Raw genomic sequence first — 20,879 nt, forward strand, 5'->3', positions numbered from 1 at the left:
TCGACTTCTTCACCGACCTTGACGATGCCGCGCTCGACGCGACCGGTCACCACGGTGCCGCGGCCCGAGATCGAGAACACGTCTTCCACCGGCATCAGGAACGGCAGGTCGATCGGACGCTCCGGCTGCGGGATGTAGTCGTCAACGGCCTGCATCAGCGCCAGAACGGCTTCTTCGCCGATCTTCGGATCGCGGCCTTCGACGGCGGCCAGGGCCGAACCCTTCACCACCGGGATGTCGTCGCCCGGGAACTGGTACGAGCTCAGCAGCTCGCGCACTTCCATCTCGACCAGCTCCAGCAGCTCCTCGTCGTCGACCATGTCGACCTTGTTCAGGAACACCACCAGCGCCGGAACGCCGACCTGACGCGACAGCAGGATGTGCTCGCGGGTCTGCGGCATCGGGCCGTCAGCGGCCGAGCAAACCAGGATCGCGCCGTCCATCTGAGCCGCGCCCGTGATCATGTTCTTCACGTAGTCGGCGTGGCCCGGGCAGTCCACGTGCGCGTAGTGACGGTTGGCCGTCTCATACTCGACGTGCGACGTGTTGATCGTGATGCCGCGCGCTTTTTCTTCCGGCGCGTTGTCGATGTCGGCGTAGTTCATCGCCTTGCCGCCGCCGGCCTTCGCCAGCGTCATCGAGATCGCCGCCGTCAGCGTCGTCTTGCCGTGGTCAACGTGACCGATCGTGCCGATGTTCACGTGCGGCTTCGTGCGTTCGAACTTTTCCTTGGCCATTCTCTAGCTCCTGGTGTCCCCAAACTGGGGTCCAAATGGGTTTGGGGATAGGTGGGGCGATTTGTGGTCAAACCGCCCCGTTTTCAAGTGGGTCCGTCAGAAAGACGGACTTAGGCGTACTTCTTGATCACTTCGTCGGCGACGTGTTGCGGCACCGATTCATAATGGTCGTACTGCATGGTGAACTGGGCGCGGCCCTGCGACATGCCGCGCAGCGTGTTCACGTAGCCGAACATGTTGGCCAGCGGCACGAAGGCGTTCACGACGACGGCGTTGCCCCGCATGTCCTGCCCCTGGATCATGCCGCGACGGCCGTTCAGGTCGCCGATGATCGAACCCAGGTACTCTTCCGGGGTCACGACCTCGACGGCCATGATCGGCTCGAGCAGCTTCGGTCCGCCCTTTTCCTTCAGTTCGCGGAACGCGGCGCGCGACGCGATTTCGAAGGCCAGGACCGAGGAGTCGACGTCGTGGAAGGCTCCGTCGATCAGCGTCGCCTTGACGTCGATCACCGGGAAGCCGGCCAGCAGGCCGTTGTCCTTGGCCGACTTCAGGCCCTTTTCGACGCCCGGGATGTATTCCTTGGGCACTGCGCCGCCGACGATGGCCGACTCGAAGACGAAGTCCGAACCCGGCTCGCCCGGCTCGAACACCAGCTTCACGCGGGCGAACTGACCCGTGCCGCCGGTCTGCTTCTTGTGGGTGTAGTCGATCTCGACCTTGCGGCTGATCGATTCACGATAGGCCACCTGCGGCGCGCCGATGGTCGCTTCGACCTTGTAGGTGCGCTTCAGGATGTCGATCTTGATGTCCAGGTGCAGCTCGCCCATGCCCTTCAGGATCGTCTGGCCCGACTCGTGGTCGGTCGAGACGGTGAAGGACGGATCTTCCGAAGCCAGCTTGGCCAGGGCGACGCCCAGCTTCTCCTGGTCGGCCTTGGTCTTGGGCTCGACGGCGATCTCGATGACCGGCGCCGGGAATTCCATCTTCTCGAGGATGACCGGCGACTTCAGCGGGTCGCACAGGGTGTCGCCCGTGCGGGTTTCCTTCAGGCCGGCCAAGGCGACGATGTCGCCGGCGTAGGCTTCCTTGATGTCCTCGCGGTTGTTCGAGTGCATCTGCAGCATGCGGCCGACGCGCTCACGCTTGTCGCGCGACGAGTTCAGCAGCGACTGACCGGTCTCCATCTTGCCCGAGTACAGGCGGCAGAAGGTGATCGAGCCGACGAAGGGGTCGTCCATAATCTTGAACGCCAGAACCGACAGGGGCTCTTCGTCCGAAGCCTTGCGGACGACCGGCTCTTCGGTCTTGAAGTCGATGCCCGGCGTCGGCGGGATGTCCACCGGCGACGGCAGATAGTCGACGACGGCGTCGAGCAGGGGCTGCACGCCCTTGTTCTTGAAGGCCGAGCCGGCGAGGATCGGGTAGAAGGCGCCGGTGATCACGGCCTTACGGATGCAGCGCTTCAGCACTTCAACCGAGGGCTCGTTGCCTTCCAGGTAGGCTTCCATGGCCTCGTCGTCGATCTCGACGGCGTTGTCGACCAGGTACTGGCGAGCGGCGGCCGCGGCGTCGGCCATGTCAGCCGGGATGTCGCGCACGTCGGCCGAGGCGCCGACTTGGTCGGTTTCCCAAACCAGGGCCTTCATCTCGACCAGATCGACCACGCCCTTCAGGTTCGATTCCGAACCGATCGGCAGTTGGATCGGCACAGCCTTGGCGCCCAGGCGGTCGCGGATCGACTCGACCGACTTCTCGAAGTCGGCGCCGATCTTGTCCATCTTGTTGACGAAGACGATGCGCGGCACGCGGTACTTGTCGGCCTGGCGCCAGACGGTTTCCGTCTGCGGCTCGACGCCGGCGTTGCCGTCCAGCACCGTCACGGCGCCGTCGAGCACGCGCAGCGAACGCTCGACTTCAATGGTGAAGTCCACGTGGCCGGGGGTGTCGATGATGTTCAGGCGCTTTTCGCGCCAGAAAGCGGTCGTCGCGGCCGACGTAATCGTGATGCCGCGTTCCTGCTCCTGGTCCATCCAGTCCATGGTGGACGCGCCGTCGTGCGTCTCGCCCATTTTGTGGTTCTTGCCGGTGTAGAACAGGATCCGCTCGGTCGTCGTCGTCTTGCCCGCGTCGATGTGGGCCATGATGCCGAAGTTGCGGTAGTCTTCGATTTTATGTGTGCGGGGCATTGAAGTTGCCTTCCGGGAGCTTCGCGGACGCGGCGAGCGCCCTGGGGTGTCGGATATGACGGCGCGGGCGATTCCGAAAAAACGCCCGCGCCAGATCGTCTTAAATAGCCGCCGCCATTGGCGGTTTTAAGACGCTTACCAGCGGTAGTGGCTGAAGGCGCGGTTGGCTTCGGCCATCTTGTGGGTGTCTTCGCGCTTCTTGACCGCGGTGCCGCGGTTGTTCGAGGCGTCCAGCAGCTCGGCGGCCAGCTTTTCCGTCATGGTGTTTTCGCCGCGGTTGCGCGCGGCGTTGACCAGCCAGCGGATGGCCAGGGCGCGACGACGGTCCGGACGGACTTCGACCGGCACCTGGTAGGTGGCGCCGCCGACGCGGCGCGAGCGGACTTCGACCGACGGGGCGACGTTTTCCAGGGCGGCGTGGAAGGTCTCGACCGCAGTCTGCTCCTTCTTCTTGTCCGCCAGGATGTCGAAGGCGCCGTAAACGATGTTTTCGGCGACGGCCTTCTTACCTTCGTACATGACGTAGTTCATGAACTTGGTGACGATCAGATCGCCGAACTTGGGATCCGGCAGAACTTCACGCTTCTGGGCGCGGTGACGACGCGACATGGGTTATTCCTTCTCGGGCCCGACTGACGTCGGGGAAATCTCTGAAACGTAGGCCGGGGCCGATTACTTCGGACGCTTGGCGCCGTAGTGCGAACGACGCTGCTTGCGGTCCTTGACGCCTTGCGTATCGAGCACGCCGCGCAGGATGTGGTAACGCACGCCGGGCAAGTCCTTCACGCGGCCGCCGCGGATCAGCACGACCGAGTGCTCCTGCAGGTTGTGACCTTCGCCGGGGATGTAGCAAACGGCTTCGACGCCGTTCTTGGCCAGGCGGACCTTGGCGACCTTACGCAGAGCCGAGTTCGGCTTCTTCGGGGTCGTGGTGTACACGCGGGTGCAGACGCCGCGGCGCTGGGGCGAACCCTCCAGGGCCGGAACCTTGTTGCGGACCGGCTTCGGCTTGCGGGGCTTGCGGATCAGCTGGTTGATCGTGGGCATTCGAATTCGTCTCTTTTCGATGTGGAGGCGTGTGTCTTTCGACCGGAGCGCCTCATGAGCCTTCTTTTGAACGAGACCGAAGCCCCGCCCGGGTGTTATCGAGCCGAGGTCACGACGCCCAAACAGAAAAACCGGAACGCGCGCTTCGGGCGTTCCGGCGGGACACAGCCCGTCCGTTCAATTGTCACGATCTCAGCGAGCGGCGAGCCGCCCACGTCTCGAAAGTGCGCGGCTTCTACGCTCGATCCGTTAACAGGTCAAGGGATTCGCGCACGGCGCGCTTCGCCGCACGTTGTTCGCCTTCTTGATCCCTCGCCCACATATCGCCACGCTTGCAAAGCCATGTTCTGCTCCAGGGATGGGGACGTCGCATGACCGTCGTGGTGCTGGACAAATTGGGCGGGCGCGGCAAGGGGGCACGCCATCGACGCGCGGCGACGGCCGGAGCTTCGCTGCTGATCCACGGCCTGCTGCTGGCTCCTCTCGCCTTTTACGCCGTCAAGCCGCCGCCCCGTCTGGGGTCGGATACGCCGCCCGTCGTCTATCTGGACATCGAACCTCGCCCCCTCCTGCCGGACGAACGGCCTCGGCAGACCGTCGTCGTAACCCAGCCCTCGCCTCAGGCGCGGGCGCGGGGCGCTAACAGCACAAGCCAGGCCCAGGCCCCTGCGCCTTCCACGCCGGATCGTCCGACGCCGCCTGCGCCACGCATCGCAAGGACTACGCCCGACGCCGCCTCCTCCGCTTCAGCCGACCCGATCGCCGATCCCTGGCGCGTGACGACGGAAACTCAGGCGGCCGCCACGGCGCGCGCTCTGCGCACGTCGCCTGTCGGCTGCCGCTCCCCCGAAATGCTGACCCGCGCCGAGCGCGTAATCTGCGACGAGCGTTTCAATGAACGGGCGGCGGAGGCTGCAGCACGGCGCCCCATCACCGGCACGGGCGATCCTGATCGAGACACGCGGTTCGCCCGAGAAGGCGCAGCCGCCCTGCGCCGCTATGAAGCCAAACGTCGTCCGCTCAGCGGGGGCGTCGGCGTGCTGGCGCCTCAGGACTGTCCCGGCTCCAACTTCGGCACGGGCTGCGCGGGCGCCCACCTGGATTCCTCGATGCAGATGGACTCCAACCGCAACGTCCAAACCCACCGCGACGGCGCCCCGGCCTCGGGCCGCCCGATGACGCCCGGCGCCGCCGGACCCCGAGAGCCGATGCGGCCGCAGTAGACGCGGCTCCTTCTTTCCACAAAGGGAGAGGGAAGCGAAAGCTCAGTAGAGGCGCATAACCGGCCTCAAGTAGCGCGAAGCGCGATAGGCCACAGAAAAGGGCGGCGCCTTTCGACGCCGCCCTCTTCAGTCTTCGCAGGTCCGAGACCCGGATCAGTCGGCCGACTGCTCCAGCTCCAGGGCCAGATCCGCGGGAAGCGGCTCAACCGCATCTTCGCGGGCCTGGGTCAGCTCAGCATCACGCTCGTTGGCGATCTTCTGCAGGCTGCGCAGGTAAGAGCCCGTACCGGCAGGGATCAGACGACCCACGATCACGTTCTCCTTCAGGCCTTCCAGCATGTCCTTCTTGCCGTGGACCGAAGCCTCGGTGAGGACGCGCGTGGTTTCCTGGAAGGACGCCGCCGAGATGAAGCTGCGGGTCTGCAGCGACGCCTTGGTGATGCCCAGCAGGACCGGCTGCGTGACAGCCAGACGGCCGCCGCGCTTCTCAACCTTGGCGTTTTCCAGAGCCGCTTCAGCCACTTCGACCGTGTCGCCACGGATCAGGGTGGTTTCGCCGGAGTCGATGACCTCGACCTTCTGCAGCATCTGACGGACGATGACTTCGATGTGCTTGTCGTTGATCGGCACGCCCTGCAGTCGGTAGACCTCCTGCACTTCGTTCACCAGATACTCGGCCAGCGCCTCGACGCCCTGGATGCGCAGCAGGTCGTGCGGATCCGGGTTGCCGTCGATGATGTAGTCGCCCTTCTGGATCAGATCGCCGTCGTGGACGGAGATGTGCTTGCCCTTCGGGATCAGGAACTCGACCGCTTCGCCCTGGTTGCCGTCTGCATCGACTTCCGGGGTGATCTTGATGCGGCGCTTGTTCTTGTAGTCGCGACCGAATTCGACGCGGCCGTCCATCTCAGCGATGACCGCGCAGTCCTTCGGACGACGGGCTTCGAACAGTTCGGCCACGCGCGGCAGACCGCCGGTGATGTCGCGGGTCTTGGCGCCTTCGGTCGGGATACGAGCGACGATGTCGCCCGGCTTGACCTCGTCGCCGTTCGCCACCGACAGGATGGCGCCCACGGGCAGCAGGTAACGCGCGTCAGAACCGCTCGACAGCTTGGCGTAGCTGTCGCCCTGGGTCACGCCGACGGCCGGACGCAGGTCCGAACCGCGCGGGCTGGCGCGCCAGTCCGACACGACGCGCTGGGCGATGCCGGTGGCCTCGTCGGTCTCTTCCTTGACCGACAGACCGTCGACCAGGTCTTCGAAGCGCACCACGCCGCCGACTTCCGTCAGGATCGGGGTGGTGTAGGGATCCCACTCGGCCAGGCGCTGGTTCTTGACCACCTCGCCGCCGTCCTTGACGCGCAGGCGCGCGCCGTAAGGCACCTTGTAGGATTCGCGGTCCTTGCCGTCGACGGTCACAGTGACCACGACGTTGCGGCTCATGGACACCGGATCGCCGTGGGCGGCGATAACGGTCGGGCCGACCACCTTGATGACGCCGGCGTTGGTCGCCTCGAAGAACGAGGTTTCCGCCACCTGGGCCGTACCGCCGATGTGGAAGGTACGCATCGTCAGCTGGGTGCCCGGCTCGCCGATCGACTGGGCGGCGATGACGCCGACCGCTTCGCCGATGTTGACGTTGGTGCCGCGCGCCAGGTCACGGCCGTAGCACATGCCGCAGATGCCGGCGTCGGCTTCACACGTCAGGGCCGAACGGACCTTGATGGACTGGACGCCGACCTTGTCGATCAGCTCGACTTCCTCTTCCTGCAGATAGGTGTCCGCAGGGAACAGGACTTCGCCGCCCGGCTCCTTGATGTCTTCGGCCGCATAGCGACCCAGGACGCGTTGGCCCAGCGAGACCAGCACGTCGCCGCCTTCGACCACGGCGCGCAGGGTGATGCCGCGCGTCGAGCCGCAGTCTTCCTCGGTGACGATGGAGTCCTGCGCCACGTCCACCAGACGACGGGTCAGGTAGCCCGAGTTGGCGGTCTTCAGCGCGGTGTCGGCCAGACCCTTACGGGCGCCGTGGGTGGAGTTGAAGTATTCAAGGACGGTCAGGCCTTCCTTGAAGTTCGAGATGATCGGCGTCTCGATGATCTCGCCCGAGGGCTTGGCCATCAGGCCGCGCATGCCGCCCAGCTGCTTCATCTGAGCCTGCGAGCCACGAGCGCCCGAGTTGGCCATCATGAAGACCGAGTTGATGTCGGGCTCCTGGCCCTTGATGAGGACGCGGGGCTGGGCGATTTCGCCCATCATCTCGTCGGCGATCTTGTCCGTGGCCTTGGCCCAGGCGTCGACGACCTTGTTATACTTCTCGCCCTTGGTGATGAGGCCGTCAGCATATTGCTGCTCGTACTCTTCGACCTGGGTGCGGGTTTCGTTGACCAGCTGTTCCTTCTTGGCCGGGATGACGATGTCGTCCTTGCCCACCGAGATGCCGGCCTTGGCCGCTTCGCGGAAGCCCATCTGCATCATCTGGTCGGCGAAGATGACCGTCGCCTTCTGACCGCAGTGACGGTAGACCTGATCGATCAGGTTGCCGATTTCCTTTTTGGTCAGGTTCTTCTCGAGCAGACGGTAGCCGATGTTCGGGTTCAGCGGCAGCAGAGCGCCCAGCTTCATCCGGCCCGGCGTGGTGTCGATCACCTTGGTCACGACTTCACCGTCCGAGTTCATCTCGGTCCAGCGCGCCTTGATCTTGGTGTGCAGCTTGACGACCTGGGCGTCCAGGGCCGCGTCGATCTCGCCCATGTTGGCGAACAGCTTGCCCTCGCCCGGCTGGTTCTCCTTGACCAGCGACAGGTAGTACAGGCCCAGGACGATGTCCTGCGACGGCACGATGATCGGCTTGCCGTTGGCGGGCGACAGGATGTTGTTCGTCGACATCATCAGCACGCGCGCTTCCAGCTGGGCCTCGAGGCTCAGCGGGACGTGCACGGCCATCTGGTCGCCGTCGAAGTCAGCGTTGAACGCCGTACAGACCAGCGGGTGCAGGCGGATGGCCTTGCCCTCGATCAGCTTGGGCTCGAACGCCTGGATGCCCAGACGGTGAAGCGTCGGCGCGCGGTTCAGCAGAACCGGGTGCTCGCGGATGACCTCGTCCAGGATGTCCCAGACGGCGGGCTGCTCGCGCTCGACCATGCGCTTGGACTGCTTGACGGTGCCCGACAGGCCCTTGGCGTCCAGACGCGCGTAGATGAACGGCTTGAACAGCTCCAGCGCCATCTTCTTGGGCAGGCCGCACTCGTGCAGCTTCAGCTCGGGGCCCACGGTGATGACCGAACGGCCCGAGTAGTCGACGCGCTTGCCCAGCAGGTTCTGACGGAAGCGGCCCTGCTTGCCCTTCAGCATGTCGGCCAGCGACTTCAGCGGACGCTTGTTCGCGCCGGTGATGACGCGGCCGCGACGGCCGTTGTCGAACAGGGCGTCGACGGATTCCTGCAGCATCCGCTTTTCGTTGCGGATGATGATGTCCGGCGCGCGCAGCTCGATCAGGCGCTTCAGGCGGTTGTTCCGGTTGATGACCCGGCGATACAGGTCGTTCAGGTCCGACGTCGCGAAGCGGCCGCCGTCCAGCGGCACCAGCGGACGCAGTTCCGGCGGGATGACCGGGACGATGGTCAGGATCATCCACTCGGGCTTGTTGCCCGACTCGATGAAGGCTTCCAGCAGCTTCAGGCGCTTGGACGCCTTCTTGGCCTTCAGCTCCGACGGGTTGTCGGCCAGTTCGGCGCGGTGCTTCTCGGCCTCGGCGTTCAGGTCGATCGCCATCAGCAGGTTGCGGACCGCCTCGGCGCCGATCTCGGCAGTGAAGCCGTCGTCGCCGAACTCTTCCTGATAGTGATAGAATTCGTCTTCCGTCAGCAGCTGGTTCTGCTTCAGCGGGGTCAGGCCCGGCTCGGTGACGATGTAGTTCTCGAAGTACAGGACGCGCTCGACGTCCTTCAGCGCCATGTCCAGCATCAGCGAAATGCGCGACGGCAGCGACTTCAGGAACCAAATGTGGGCGACCGGAGCGGCCAGGTCGATGTGACCCATGCGCTCGCGGCGGACGCGAGCCAGGGTGACCTCAACGCCGCACTTCTCGCAGATGATGCCCTTGTACTTCATGCGCTTGTACTTGCCGCACAGGCACTCGTAGTCCTTGGTCGGGCCAAAGATACGGGCGCAGAACAGGCCGTCACGCTCGGGCTTGAACGTGCGGTAGTTGATGGTTTCCGGCTTCTTGATCTCGCCGAACGACCACGAACGGATCTTCTCCGGCGAGGCCAGGGCGATCTTGATCTGGTCGAAGGTCGGGGTGACCGTGACCGGGTTGAAGATGTTCAGGACTTCCTGGTTCATCTTTATTCCTTCTGCGGGAATGCCCCGCGAAAATCATTCAGAGAGGAGAACAGGCGGACCGCCCTCCCCCGCCGAGGCGGGGAAGGGCGCTTGATCCGGTCAGCTGTTTTCCAGCTCCACGTTCAGACCCAGCGAGCGCATTTCCTTCACCAGCACGTTGAAGGACTCGGGGATGCCGGCCTCGAAGCTGTCGTCGCCGCGGACGATGGCCTCGTAGACCTTGGTCCGGCCGGCCACGTCGTCCGACTTCACCGTCAGCATTTCCTGCAGGGTGTAGGCGGCGCCGTAAGCTTCCAGAGCCCAGACCTCCATTTCCCCGAAGCGCTGACCGCCGAACTGCGCCTTACCGCCCAGCGGCTGCTGGGTGACGAGCGAGTACGGGCCGATCGAGCGGGCGTGGATCTTGTCGTCGACCAGGTGGTGCAGCTTCAGCATGTACACATAGCCGACCGTGACCGGACGCTTGAACTGCTCGCCCGTCTGGCCGTCGAACAGGATCGACTGACCCGAACGATCCAGATCCGCCGATTCCAGCAGATCCTCGATGTCCGAGATGCGCGCGCCGTCGAAGACCGGAGTCGCGAACGGAACGCCCTTGGACAGGTTCTGGGCCAGTTCGATCAGTTCTTCGTCGCTCTGCGGCAGCGGAGTGTCGGCGCCGTAGATCTGGGTCAGACGCGACACCAGGGCGTCGCGCATGCCGCCGTCCATCCACTGCTCGAGCAAGCCCTTGATCTGCTTGCCCAGGCCGGCGGCGGCCCAACCCAGGTGGGTCTCGAAGATCTGGCCGATGTTCATGCGCGACGGCACGCCCAGCGGGTTCAGAACGATGTCGACGTGGGTGCCGTCGTCCAGGTGCGGCATGTCCTCGATCGGCAGGATCTTGGAGATGACGCCCTTGTTGCCGTGACGGCCGGCCATCTTGTCGCCCGGCTGAAGCTTGCGCTTCACGGCCACGAAGACCTTGACCATCTTCATGACGCCAGGCGGCATCTCGTCGCCGCGCTGCAACTTCTCGACCTTGTCTTCGAAGCGACGGTCGAGGGCCTTACGGGCGTCCTCGAACTGCTTCTTCATGGCCTCCAGCTCGCCCATCGCCTTCTCGTCGTCGAGGGCGACCTGCCACCACAGGCCCTTGGACACTTCGGCCAGCTTCTCTTCGGTGACCTCGCCGCGGCCCATGCCCTTCGGGCCGGACACGGCGGTCTTGCCGAGCAGCAGCGGCTTCACGCGGCCGTAGACGTTGCGCTCAAGGATCTTGAGCTCGTCGTCGCGGTCCTTGCCCAGACGCTCGATCTCGGCGCGCTCGATGGCCATGGCGCGCTCGTCCTTGTCGATGCCGTGGCGGTTGAACACGCGCACGTCGACGATGGTGCCGGCGACGCCCGGCGGCAGACGCAGCGAGGTGTCGCGCACGTCCGAAGCCTTCTCGCCGAAGATGGCGCGCAGCAGCTTCTCTTCCGGGGTCATCGGGCTTTCGCCCTTCGGCGTCACCTTGCCGACCAGAATGTCGCCCGGCTGGACCTCGGCGCCGATGGCCACGATGCCCGCTTCGTCGAGGTTGCGCAGGGCCTCCTCGCCGACGTTGGGGATGTCGCGGGTGATTTCTTCCGGCCCGAGCTTCGTATCACGCGCCATCACTTCGAACTCTTCGAGGTGGATGGAGGTGAAGATGTCGTCGCGCACGATGCGCTCGGAGATCAGGATGGAGTCTTCGAAGTTGTAGCCGTTCCAGGGCATGTAGGCGACCAGGACGTTGCGGCCCAGAGCCAGTTCGCCCAGGTCCGTCGACGGGCCGTCGGCGATCACGTCGCCGGCCTTCACTTCATCGCCCACGCGCACGATCGGGCGCTGGTTGATGCAGGTCGACTGGTTGGAACGCTGGAACTTCGACAGGCGATAGATGTCGACGCCCGAACGGCCGGCGTCCACGTCGCCCGTGGCGCGAACCACGATGCGGGTGCCGTCGATCTGCTCGACCACGCCGTCACGACGCGCGATCACCACGGCGCCCGAGTCCACGGCCACGACCGCTTCCATGCCGGTGCCGACCAGCGGCGCGTCCGACTGCACCAGCGGCACGGCCTGACGTTGCATGTTGGCGCCCATCAGTGCGCGGTTGGCGTCGTCGTTTTCCAGGAAGGGGATCAGGGCGGCGGCGACCGAAACGACCTGTTTCGGCGACACGTCCATCATGTCGACCGTTTCCTTGGTCAGCAGCTGGGAGTCGCCGTTGATACGGCCCGGCACCAGCTCCTCGACGATCTCGCCGTCCTTCAGGTCGATGTTGGCCTGGGCGATGACGTGCTTCGCCTCTTCCATGGCCGAGATGTAGACCACCTCTTCCGTCGCCTTGCCTTCGACCACGCGACGGTACGGGCTTTCGATGAAGCCGTACTTGTTCACGCGGGCGTGGGTGGCCAGCGAGTTGATCAGACCGATGTTCGGGCCTTCCGGCGTTTCAATCGGGCAGATGCGGCCATAGTGCGTCGGGTGAACGTCGCGGACTTCAAAGCCCGCACGCTCGCGCGTCAGACCGCCCGGGCCAAGCGCCGAAAGGCGACGCTTGTGGGTGATTTCCGACAGCGGGTTCGTCTGGTCCATGAACTGCGACAGCTGCGACGAGCCGAAGAATTCACGAACCGCCGCAGCGGCCGGCTTGGCGTTGATCAGGTCGTGCGGCATGACCGTGTCGATATCGACCGAGCTCATGCGCTCCTTGATGGCGCGCTCCATGCGCAGCAGACCGACGCGGTACTGGTTTTCCAGCAGCTCGCCGACCGAACGCACGCGACGGTTGCCCAGGTTGTCGATGTCGTCGATCTCGCCGCGGCCGTCCTTCAGGCCGACCAGGATCTGCAGCACCTTCAGCACGTCGTCCTTTTGCAGGACGCGGATTTCGTCTGAAACCTCGGGGGTTTCCAGACGCATGTTCATCTTCACGCGACCGACGGCCGACAGGTCGTAACGCTCGGCGTCGAAGAACAGGGAGTTGAACATGGCCTCGGCCGCTTCCGGCGTCGGCGGCTCGCCCGGGCGCATGACGCGATAGACGTCGAACAGCGCGTCCTCGCGGCCCGTGTTCTTGTCCACGCGCAGGGTGTTGCGCATGTAGGCGCCGACCGTGACGTGGTCGATGTCCAGCACGTCGATGGTGGTGAAGCCGTTGGCTTCCAGCAGTTCGATAGCGGCGGCGTCCAGCTCGTCGCCCGCCTCGGCGTAGATTTCGCCGGTCTGGTAGTTGACGGCGTCAGCAGCCAGGTACTTGGTCAGCAGGGCGTCAGCCGCCAGCGACAGCGACTTCAGACCGCCGTCGGCCAGCTTCTTGGCGGCGCGGGCGCTGATCTTCTGACCGGCAGGCGCGACCACTTCGCCGGTGTCGGCGTCGACCAGGTCGAACTCCGGCTTCACGCCGCGCCAGCGCTCCGGCTTGTAGGGCGTGACCCAGCCTTCGCCGCGCTTCTCGTACGGAACCGTTTCGTAGAAGGTCTTGAGGATTTCCTCGCCGTCCATGCCGAGGGCCAGCAGGAAGGTGGTGGCGGGCAGCTTACGACGACGGTCGATACGAACGTAGACGATGTCCTTGGCGTCGAACTCGAAGTCCAGCCACGAACCGCGATAAGGAATGACGCGGGCGGCGAACAGCAGCTTGCCCGACGAGTGAGTCTTGCCCTTGTCGTGGTCGAAGAAGACGCCCGGCGAACGGTGCATCTGCGAGACGATCACGCGCTCGGTGCCGTTGACGATGAAGGTGCCCTTATCCGTCATGAGCGGGATGTCGCCCATGTAGACGTCCTGCTCCTTGATGTCCTTGACCGAACGGGCGCCCGTTTCTTCCTCGGTCTCAAAGACGATCAAACGCAGCTTGACCTTCAGCGGCGCGGCATAGGTCATGTCGCGCTGGATGCATTCCTCGACGTCGTACTTCGGGTCTTCGAACTCGTAGGAGACGTATTCCAGGACGGCGCGTTCGTTGAAGTCCTTGATCGGGAAGACCGACTTGAAGACCGCTTCGATGCCCTCGTCGTTACGCAGGCCCGGGCGCGACTCGCGCTGCAGGAACTGCTCATAGGAAGCGCGCTGAACCTCGATCAGGTTCGGCATCTGCACGGCTTCAGGGATACGCCCGAAGCTGTAGCGAATGCGCTTCTTGCCGGTAAACGACGTGGCGGCAGCGATCTTACCCAAGGCGAGACCGTCGGTGGACTTGGCCATTCTGTTTTCCCAATCGCGGCCCCTTGCGAGGCCCGCTCTCAATGCAGCAGCCACGGCGCGCCGACCGGCGATCCGTGACCGTAAATGTCTCTCGGCGTCCACCCTCGACCCGCATGCGGATCAGGACGCCTGGATGTATCCGCCCCCTTGGGGAGGGGCGACGCCTTCGCACCGGTCGGAGGGCGACAAACCGGGCCTCGGCGCTTTCGCGCGGGATTCATGGAATCTGCGGAGCGCGCATATATACGCCCTTCTTCGACGAAATAAAGACCCCTCACGCGAGCAGTCGACAGTTTCGATCAGCGTGATAAGCCTAGCCTTATGAAGCACATCGTCCTGCCCGCTCTCGCCGCCCTGTCGCTTGCCGCCTGCGCCTCGACGCCCGATGTCGACTACCCTGGTCTGCGTGAGCCGGTCGGCCCGGCTACCCAGGAAAACTGGGAGGTCGGTCAGGCCGCCTATCTGATGTGGAACGGGCAGCGTCGCGGCTGGACCTCGACGGAATCCGGCCTGCAATACCGCCTGATCGGCAAGGCCAACCCCGAGGGCGAGCAGCCGACGGCGACCGACACGGTCAAGGTCCACTATCGCGGCACCTTCATCGACGGGCGCGAGTTCGACAGCTCCTATTCGCGCAACGAGCCGACCAGCTTCCCGCTGAACCGCGTCATCAAGGGCTGGACCGAGGGCGTCGCCCTGATGCGCGAGGGCGAAACCTATCAGTTCGTCATCCCCGCCGATCTGGCCTACGGCCCCCGCTGGATGGGCACGGAAATCCCCGCCAACTCGACCCTGCGCTTCACGGTCGAGTTGCTTGAGGTGAACCCGGAAGGCTGACGGGTCGCTTTGCATAGATTTGTGGGAGACGAACCTTAATCCCCGCTCATCCCGGCGGATGCCGGGATCCAGTGAGAGCCTCACGCTGAGTTTTATCCGCTGAGCAGAGCGCCTAAAGCCAAAGTACTGGATCCCGGCATCCGCCGGGATGAGCGGGATGGAGACACGGCGTCACGACAGCCCCCCCCCCCCCCCGACACGGAAACGTCATCCGGCTTGACGGCGCCTGCGACACGCTGTCGTCTGCGCCTCCTTGTCGAGGCCGCGAGGGGGCGGCCGTAACCGGGTAATTCTGTGATGAAGCGTTTTCTTCTGGCCGCCAGCGCCTCGGTCATCCTCCTTGCCGTGGGAGCGCCCGCTCTGGCCCAGGTGGGAACGCCCGCCCTGCCCGTCGCCCTGGCGCCGATCCCGGCGGCCAAGGACGAGGCCTATCCCGGCGTCATCAAGCTGGACGTCGACGCCACCGACATCGACCGCCGCCTGATCCAGGTGCGCCAGACCATCCCCGTCAGCGGTTCCGGCCCTCTGGTCCTCTTCTATCCGCAATGGATTCCCGGCAACCACGGCCCGGTCGGCCCCGTCGCCAACGTCGGCGGCCTGACCTTCACCGCCGAGGGGCGGCGGCTGGAGTGGGTGCGCAACACCGTCCAGCCCTGGGCCTATCAGATCGAGGTTCCGGCCGGCGTGACCGAGGTCGAGGCCGCCTTCCAGTGGCTGACGCCGATCGAGGGCAGTCAGGGTCGCGTCGTCGTCACCCCCGAGATGCTGAATATCCAGTGGGAGAAGGCCCTGCTCTATCCGGCGGGCTATTATTCGCGCCAGATCACCTTCCAGCCGACGCTGAAGCTGCCTCAGGGCTGGAACTACGGCGTCGCCCTGGATACCGTCAGCTTCGAGAACGGCCTGGCGACCTTCGCCCCCATCACGCTGGAGCACCTGGCCGACAGCCCCGTCTTCGCCGGCGCCCACTATCGCCAGATCGACCTGGATCCGGGCGGCCGTTCGCCGGTGCGCCTGAACGTCGTGGCCGATGACGCCAAGATGCTGGAGGCGACGGACGAGCACGTCCAACTGCACCGCAACCTGGTCCAGCAGGCCGACCGTCTGTTCGGCGCGCGCCACTTCAACCACTACGACTTCCTGCTGGCGGTGACGGACAAGCTGGGCGGCATCGGGCTGGAACACCACCGCTCGTCCGAGAACAGCGTCGATGTGAAGTACTTCACCGACCGCGAGGCCACTCTGGCCGACCGCGACCTGCTGGGCCACGAATACACCCACAGCTGGAACGGCAAATGGCGCCGCCCGGCCGATCAGCTGACGCCCAATCTAAACGAGCCGCTGCAGAACTCCCTGATGTGGGTCTATGAGGGCCAGACGCAGTACTGGGGCCTGGTCCTGACCGCCCGCGCCGGACTGATGTCCAAGCAGCAGGCGCTGGACGTCCTGGCCATGAGCGCCGCCAGCTTCCAGCACATCCCCGGCCGCCAGTGGCGCGCCATGCAGGACACCACCAACGACCCCATCATCAGCCAGCGCCGCCCGCAGCCCTGGAGCAGCTATCAGCGCAGCGAGGACTATTACCGCGAAGGCGCGCTGATCTGGCTGGACGCCGACACCCTGATCCGCGAACGGACGGGCGGGAAGAAGTCGCTGGACGACTTCGCCAAGGCCTTCTTCGGCGTCGAGGACGGCGACTGGGATCCGGCCCCCTACACCTTCGCCGATGTGGCCTCGACGCTGAACGGAGTGCAGGCGAACGACTGGGCCGCTTTCCTGCGCGAGCGGCTGGACGCGGTCGGCCCCGACTCACGCGGTCCGCTCGACGGCTTCGAACGCGGCGGCTACCGCCTGGTCTTCAAGGAAGAGCCGTCCGGCTACATGGGCGCCCTGTATAAAGAGCTGGGCCGCAACGATTTCACCTATTCGCTCGGCTTCATGATGAACGGCTCGAACCGGATCACCTCCGTCCTTTGGGGCGGCCCGGCCTTCGAACAGGGGCTGACGTCGGGCTGGGAAGTCGTCGCCGTCGGCGGCCGCGCCGCCTCGGCCGACGCGCTGAAAGAGGCCGTCACCGCCGCCAAGGGATCGGCCGACCCGATCGAGCTGATCCTGAAGAACGGCGACCGCTTCAAGACGGTGCGCTTCGACTATCATGACGGTCTGCGCTACCCGCATCTTGAACGGATCGAAGGCGCGCCCGACCGGCTGGGCGACATCCTGTCGCCACGACGGCGATAGACCCACGCGCCGCGCCTCTCCCTCCCCTTCATGGGGAGGGAGAAGGTCGCCCCCAGACAGAAACGCCGCTACAGAGCCGACATGACCCTGACCCATCGCCTGCCCGCCGCCGCCCTCGCCCTGCTGCTGACCTCGGCCGCTTCGACCGCGCTCGCTCAGCAATGGACCGGCCCGCAGGCCCCCGCCGCGCCGACGCCGCAGAACACGCCCCTGGCCCTGCCCCGAGCCCTGCCGCCGATCCCGGCGCCGACGGCCGAGGCCTATCCCGGCGTCATCCGGTATGAGGTCGACGCCACCGACGTCGAGAAGAAGATCGTCCGCGTGCGCCAGACCATCCCGGTCACGCCCGGCCATCTGGTCCTGCTCTATCCGAAGTTCCTGCCCGGCAACCACGCCGCGACCGGCCCGATCCAGCTGGTATCCGGCGTCACGGTGCAGGGCGGCGGCGCCCGCATCGACTGGCTGCGCGACACCATCGACCCCTATGCCTTTCACATCGAGGTGCCGCAGGGCGTCAGCGAGATCACCGTCGACTTCCAGTGGTTGACCCAGCCGGACAGCTCGACCTGGCGCGTGGTCATGACGCCCGAGATGGTCAATCTGCAGTGGGAGAAGGCGCTGCTCTATCCGGCGGGCTACCGCTCGACCGGCATCACCTTCGCCCCGTCGATCCGCCTGCCGCAGGGCTGGAAATACGGCGTGGCGCTGGATACCGAGAGCTTCGTCGACGGCCTGGCGACGTTTGCGCCGACCGACCTCTACACCCTGATCGACAGCCCCCTGTTCGGCGGCGCCAACTTCCAGCGCATCGCCATCGACCCGCGCCGCGGAAACGGCGAAGGCGCCGTCCACCTGAACATCGTCGCCGATGCGGCCAAGGATCTGGCTCCCACGACCGAGCAACTGGGCTGGTTCCAGAACCTGGTCACCCAGACTGACCGCCTGTTCGGCGCCCGCCCCTATGACCGCTACGATTTCCTGGTGGCCGCCACGTCGAAGATGGGCGGCATCGGCCTGGAGCATCATCGCTCGTCCGAGAACTCGGTCCCGACGGACTTCTTCACCAACTGGGGCAAAAGCATGGGAGCCGTCGGCCTCTTGCCGCACGAGTTCGTCCACGCCTGGAACGGCAAGCGCCAGCGCCCGGTCGACGAACTGACCGCCAACCACAACATCCCGACCCAGAACACTCTGCTGTGGGTTTATGAGGGTCAGACCGAATACTGGGGCGATGTGCTGACCGCCCGCTCGGGCCTGGCCTCCAAGGAAGACATTCTGGTCACCGTGGCCGAGAACGCCGCCTTCTATGACAACCAGCCCGGCCGCGAATGGCGCCCGCTGCAGGACACGAACAACCACAACCTGCTCGGCTATCGCACCTCGAACCCCTATTCGTCGTGGATGCGCGGCACGGGCGACTACTACCGCGAAGCCCTGCTGATCTGGCTGGACGCCGACACCCTGATCCGCGAGGCGACGGGCGGGAAGAAGTCGCTGGACGACTTCGCCAAGGGCTTCTTCGGCGGCGACGACGGCTCCTGGGCGCCGCGCGGCTATACGTTCGACGACGTGGTCGCGGCGCTAAACGCGGTCCATCCGCATGACTGGGCGACCTTCCTGCGCACCCGCCTGGACGCCAGCGGCCCGGACGCCAGGGCGCCCCTGGACGGTCTGGCGCGCGGCGGCTACCGCCTGACTTACACCGACAACCTGACGGCCGACGAGAAGCGCATCCAGTCAGGCTGGGCCAACGACTTCCAGTATTCCCTGGGCTTCACCCTGTCCTCGTCGAACAAGCTGACCGGCGTCCGCTGGGGCGGCCGCGCCTTCGAGGCCGACATCGGACCGGGCTGGGAGTTGGTCGCCGTCAACGACATCGCCGCCTCGGCTGAGAAGCTGCGCGACGCCGTCACCGCCGCCAAGGGAACCGACGCCCCGATCCGCCTGCTACTCAAGAACGGCGACCGCTATCGCACCGTCGATTTCGACTATCACGACGGTCTGCGCTACCCGCGCCTGGAGCGGATTCCCGGCACGCCGGATCGGCTGGGCGACATCCTCAGCCCGCGCCGACGGTAGGAGCCAGGACACCGCGCCTCTCCCTCCCCTTCATGGGGAAGGAGAGGCTAACGGCTAAAAAAGAAAAACGGGCCGGAGGTTTCCCTCCGGCCCGTTTCGCTTTGGAAAGCAGTCTCTGGTCCAGCCGGATCGGCGAACTAGAGGCCAGATCCGAAATCTTACTTGATCTCGACCTTGGCGCCGGCTTCTTCCAGCTTCTTCTTCAGCTCTTCAGCAGCTTGCTTCGAGACGTTCTCGACGACCGGCTGCGGAGCGCCTTCGACCAGGTCCTTGGCTTCCTTCAGACCCAGGTCGGTGCGGACGCCGCGGACTTCCTTGATGACGTTGATCTTCTTGTCGCCGCCGTCAACCAGGACAACGGTGAACTCGGTTTGCTCTTCGCCGGCCGGAGCGGCTTCAGCAGCGCCGGCGACAGCGGCGACGGCGACCGGAGCGGCGGCCGAGACGCCCCACTTGTCTTCCAGCAGCTTCGACAGTTCAGCGGCTTCCAGGACGGTCAGGGCCGACAGTTCTTCAACGATTTTGGCGAGATCAGCCATTTTAGTCTTCCTTCGGTAGGATGAGGTTCAGAGAAATATGCAGAGATGACGGGGCTTAGGCGGCGTCTTTGGTCGCGTACGCGTTGAAGACGCGTGCCAGTTGGCCGGCCGGCGCTTGCAGGACGCCGGCAACCTTGGTCGCCGGGGCTTGCAGCAGGCCGATGAGCTTGCCGCGCAGTTGGTCCAGCGACGGCAGCTTGGACAGGGCCTCGACGCCCTTGGCGTCCAGAACCTTGTCGCCCATGAAACCGCCCTGGATGACGAACTTGTCGTTACCCTTGGCGAATTCGGCCGTGACCTTGGCGGCGGTGACGGGATCGGCGGCGTATGCGATGCCCACGGGGCCCTTGAACAGGTCGTGGTACTCGCTGCCTTCCTCGACGCCCAGCGCCTTGAGCGCCAGACGGTTCTTCACCACCTTGAACGCGGCGCCTTCTTTACGAAGACGACCACGCAGGTCTTCCATCTCCACAACGGTCAGACCCAGGTTGTGGGTCACGACCACGGCGCCCGCGTCGGCGAACACGCTCTTCAGCGATTCGATCGACTCGGCTTTTTGTGCGCGGTCCATTGTGGTCTCCAGTTTTGGTATTCGCCGCCGAGCTTATTCCCAGCGACGGATTGGCCATTGCGCCATGCATCGCTGCACAGCGTTCAGGCCGGTCGTATTGTCCGAAGGAAGCGTGGCCCGCCCGCCGGATACCGGCAGGCAAAAGGTCTTTGCATCCCCATCTCCCCACGGCGCCAGAGGGCTCTCTGGACGATTATGACGCGGGCGACCCCCGCATCCCGAAGTTCTCGGACAGGCATCGTCAGAGCCGAGACCCCGACGAGATGCGGGCTCTATACACGGCCCGGCGGGAAAATCAACGCTTGGCGGGCTTGGTCGCGCCCGCCGCCTCCTGCGCCATGGCTCCGCAGTCGAAGGCGCCGCAGAACTTGGTCATCAGATCCTGCAGATAGGACATCTCGAAGCTCTGCATGGCCTGACTCATGGCGCCGCCCATCTCCATCTGCTTGGCGGCGATCGCACGCCCCTCCGGCGTGTCGTAGAAGCCGACCAGGGCTTCCAGTTCGGCCTCGGTGAACCGTGTCTGGATATCGTCGCTCAAGCTCCGGATCAGCGCATCCATATGGGGCCGCATGATGATGACGGTATTGGCGCGAAACCACGCCAGTTGCTCAGCCGGCATCGCGTCCGCCATGCCCGCGAGCTCCTCGCTGATAAGCTGCTGTACGATCTTGTCGATGCCGCCCGTAGTCAGCTCCAGATAACGACGGGTCAGGGCCGCACGATTATCGGAAACCTGCACCGAGGCCTTGGCTTGCCCCTCAAGCGACGCATGGGCCTGGACGGGCGCCGAGAGGGTCATGCCCGTCACGACAAGAGCGAGACAGGCTGCGGACAGAAAGGACGACATCGGA

The 20,879-nt window shown here is 65.1% G+C and carries 13 protein-coding genes; 4 read left to right on the forward strand and 9 right to left on the reverse strand.

Going from position 1 to position 20,879, the window contains the following annotated elements:
• From EGK63_RS15445 to rpsL, 4 genes are all read right to left on the reverse strand, one after another.
• A partial coding sequence (locus EGK63_RS15445) for an elongation factor Tu (RefSeq protein WP_125902212.1) occupies positions 1-737 on the reverse strand: 737 nt, incomplete at its 3' end.
• 110 nt (positions 738-847) lie between these two features.
• Positions 848-2,926, reverse strand: a complete 2,079-nt coding sequence (fusA, locus tag EGK63_RS15450; protein ID WP_125902213.1) for an elongation factor G — start codon at positions 2,924-2,926, stop codon at positions 848-850.
• Between the two features lie 135 nt (positions 2,927-3,061).
• Positions 3,062-3,535, reverse strand: coding sequence for a 30S ribosomal protein S7 (rpsG, locus tag EGK63_RS15455; RefSeq protein ID WP_087140773.1), 474 nt, complete (start codon positions 3,533-3,535; stop codon positions 3,062-3,064).
• Between the two features lie 63 nt (positions 3,536-3,598).
• A complete protein-coding gene (rpsL, locus tag EGK63_RS15460; protein ID WP_003165508.1) occupies positions 3,599-3,973 on the reverse strand; it encodes a 30S ribosomal protein S12 in 375 nt (124 codons plus the stop codon).
• 371 nt (positions 3,974-4,344) lie between these two features.
• Between rpsL and EGK63_RS15465 the strand changes: the two genes are divergently transcribed.
• Entirely contained in the window at positions 4,345-5,196 is an 852-nt protein-coding gene (locus EGK63_RS15465) for a hypothetical protein (RefSeq protein ID WP_125902214.1), read from the forward strand.
• 153 nt (positions 5,197-5,349) lie between these two features.
• Here the strand turns inward: EGK63_RS15465 and rpoC are convergent, their stop codons facing one another.
• The gene (gene rpoC / locus EGK63_RS15470; RefSeq protein WP_125902215.1) at positions 5,350-9,543 is read right to left on the reverse strand and encodes a DNA-directed RNA polymerase subunit beta'; all 4,194 of its coding nucleotides are present in this window, start codon (positions 9,541-9,543) and stop codon (positions 5,350-5,352) included.
• Positions 9,544-9,642: 99 nt separating this feature from the next.
• Positions 9,643-13,758 carry a DNA-directed RNA polymerase subunit beta gene (gene rpoB / locus EGK63_RS15475; protein ID WP_125902216.1) on the reverse strand — a complete coding sequence of 1,372 codons (4,116 nt, stop codon included), beginning with the start codon at positions 13,756-13,758 and terminating at the stop codon, positions 9,643-9,645.
• Positions 13,759-14,079: 321 nt separating this feature from the next.
• Between rpoB and EGK63_RS15480 the strand changes: the two genes are divergently transcribed.
• From EGK63_RS15480 to EGK63_RS15490, 3 genes are all read left to right on the forward strand, one after another.
• Positions 14,080-14,595 carry an FKBP-type peptidyl-prolyl cis-trans isomerase gene (locus EGK63_RS15480; RefSeq protein ID WP_125902217.1) on the forward strand — a complete coding sequence of 172 codons (516 nt, stop codon included), beginning with the start codon at positions 14,080-14,082 and terminating at the stop codon, positions 14,593-14,595.
• 297 nt (positions 14,596-14,892) lie between these two features.
• Positions 14,893-16,836 carry a M61 family metallopeptidase gene (locus tag EGK63_RS15485; RefSeq protein WP_125902218.1) on the forward strand — a complete coding sequence of 648 codons (1,944 nt, stop codon included), beginning with the start codon at positions 14,893-14,895 and terminating at the stop codon, positions 16,834-16,836.
• 81 nt (positions 16,837-16,917) lie between these two features.
• The gene (locus tag EGK63_RS15490) at positions 16,918-18,915 is read left to right on the forward strand and encodes a M61 family metallopeptidase (RefSeq protein WP_125902219.1); all 1,998 of its coding nucleotides are present in this window, start codon (positions 16,918-16,920) and stop codon (positions 18,913-18,915) included.
• A 158-nt stretch (positions 18,916-19,073) separates the two neighbouring features.
• On the opposite strand, the gene rplL is transcribed toward EGK63_RS15490, so the two are convergent.
• The 3 genes from rplL to EGK63_RS15505 all read right to left on the reverse strand — a co-directional run bounded on the left by rplL (position 19,074) and on the right by EGK63_RS15505 (position 20,875).
• Positions 19,074-19,454, reverse strand: coding sequence for a 50S ribosomal protein L7/L12 (gene rplL / locus EGK63_RS15495; RefSeq protein ID WP_125902220.1), 381 nt, complete (start codon positions 19,452-19,454; stop codon positions 19,074-19,076).
• Between the two features lie 55 nt (positions 19,455-19,509).
• Positions 19,510-20,025 (reverse strand): 50S ribosomal protein L10, encoded by a 516-nt coding sequence (gene rplJ / locus EGK63_RS15500; protein ID WP_125902221.1) that lies wholly within the window; start codon positions 20,023-20,025, stop codon positions 19,510-19,512.
• A 295-nt stretch (positions 20,026-20,320) separates the two neighbouring features.
• The gene (locus EGK63_RS15505) at positions 20,321-20,875 is read right to left on the reverse strand and encodes a DUF2059 domain-containing protein (RefSeq protein WP_165906634.1); all 555 of its coding nucleotides are present in this window, start codon (positions 20,873-20,875) and stop codon (positions 20,321-20,323) included.
• Positions 20,876-20,879: the final 4 nt, after the last annotated feature.

The sequence above is a fragment of the Brevundimonas sp. 357 genome, assembly GCF_003938605.1.
GTDB lineage: Bacteria > Pseudomonadota > Alphaproteobacteria > Caulobacterales > Caulobacteraceae > Brevundimonas.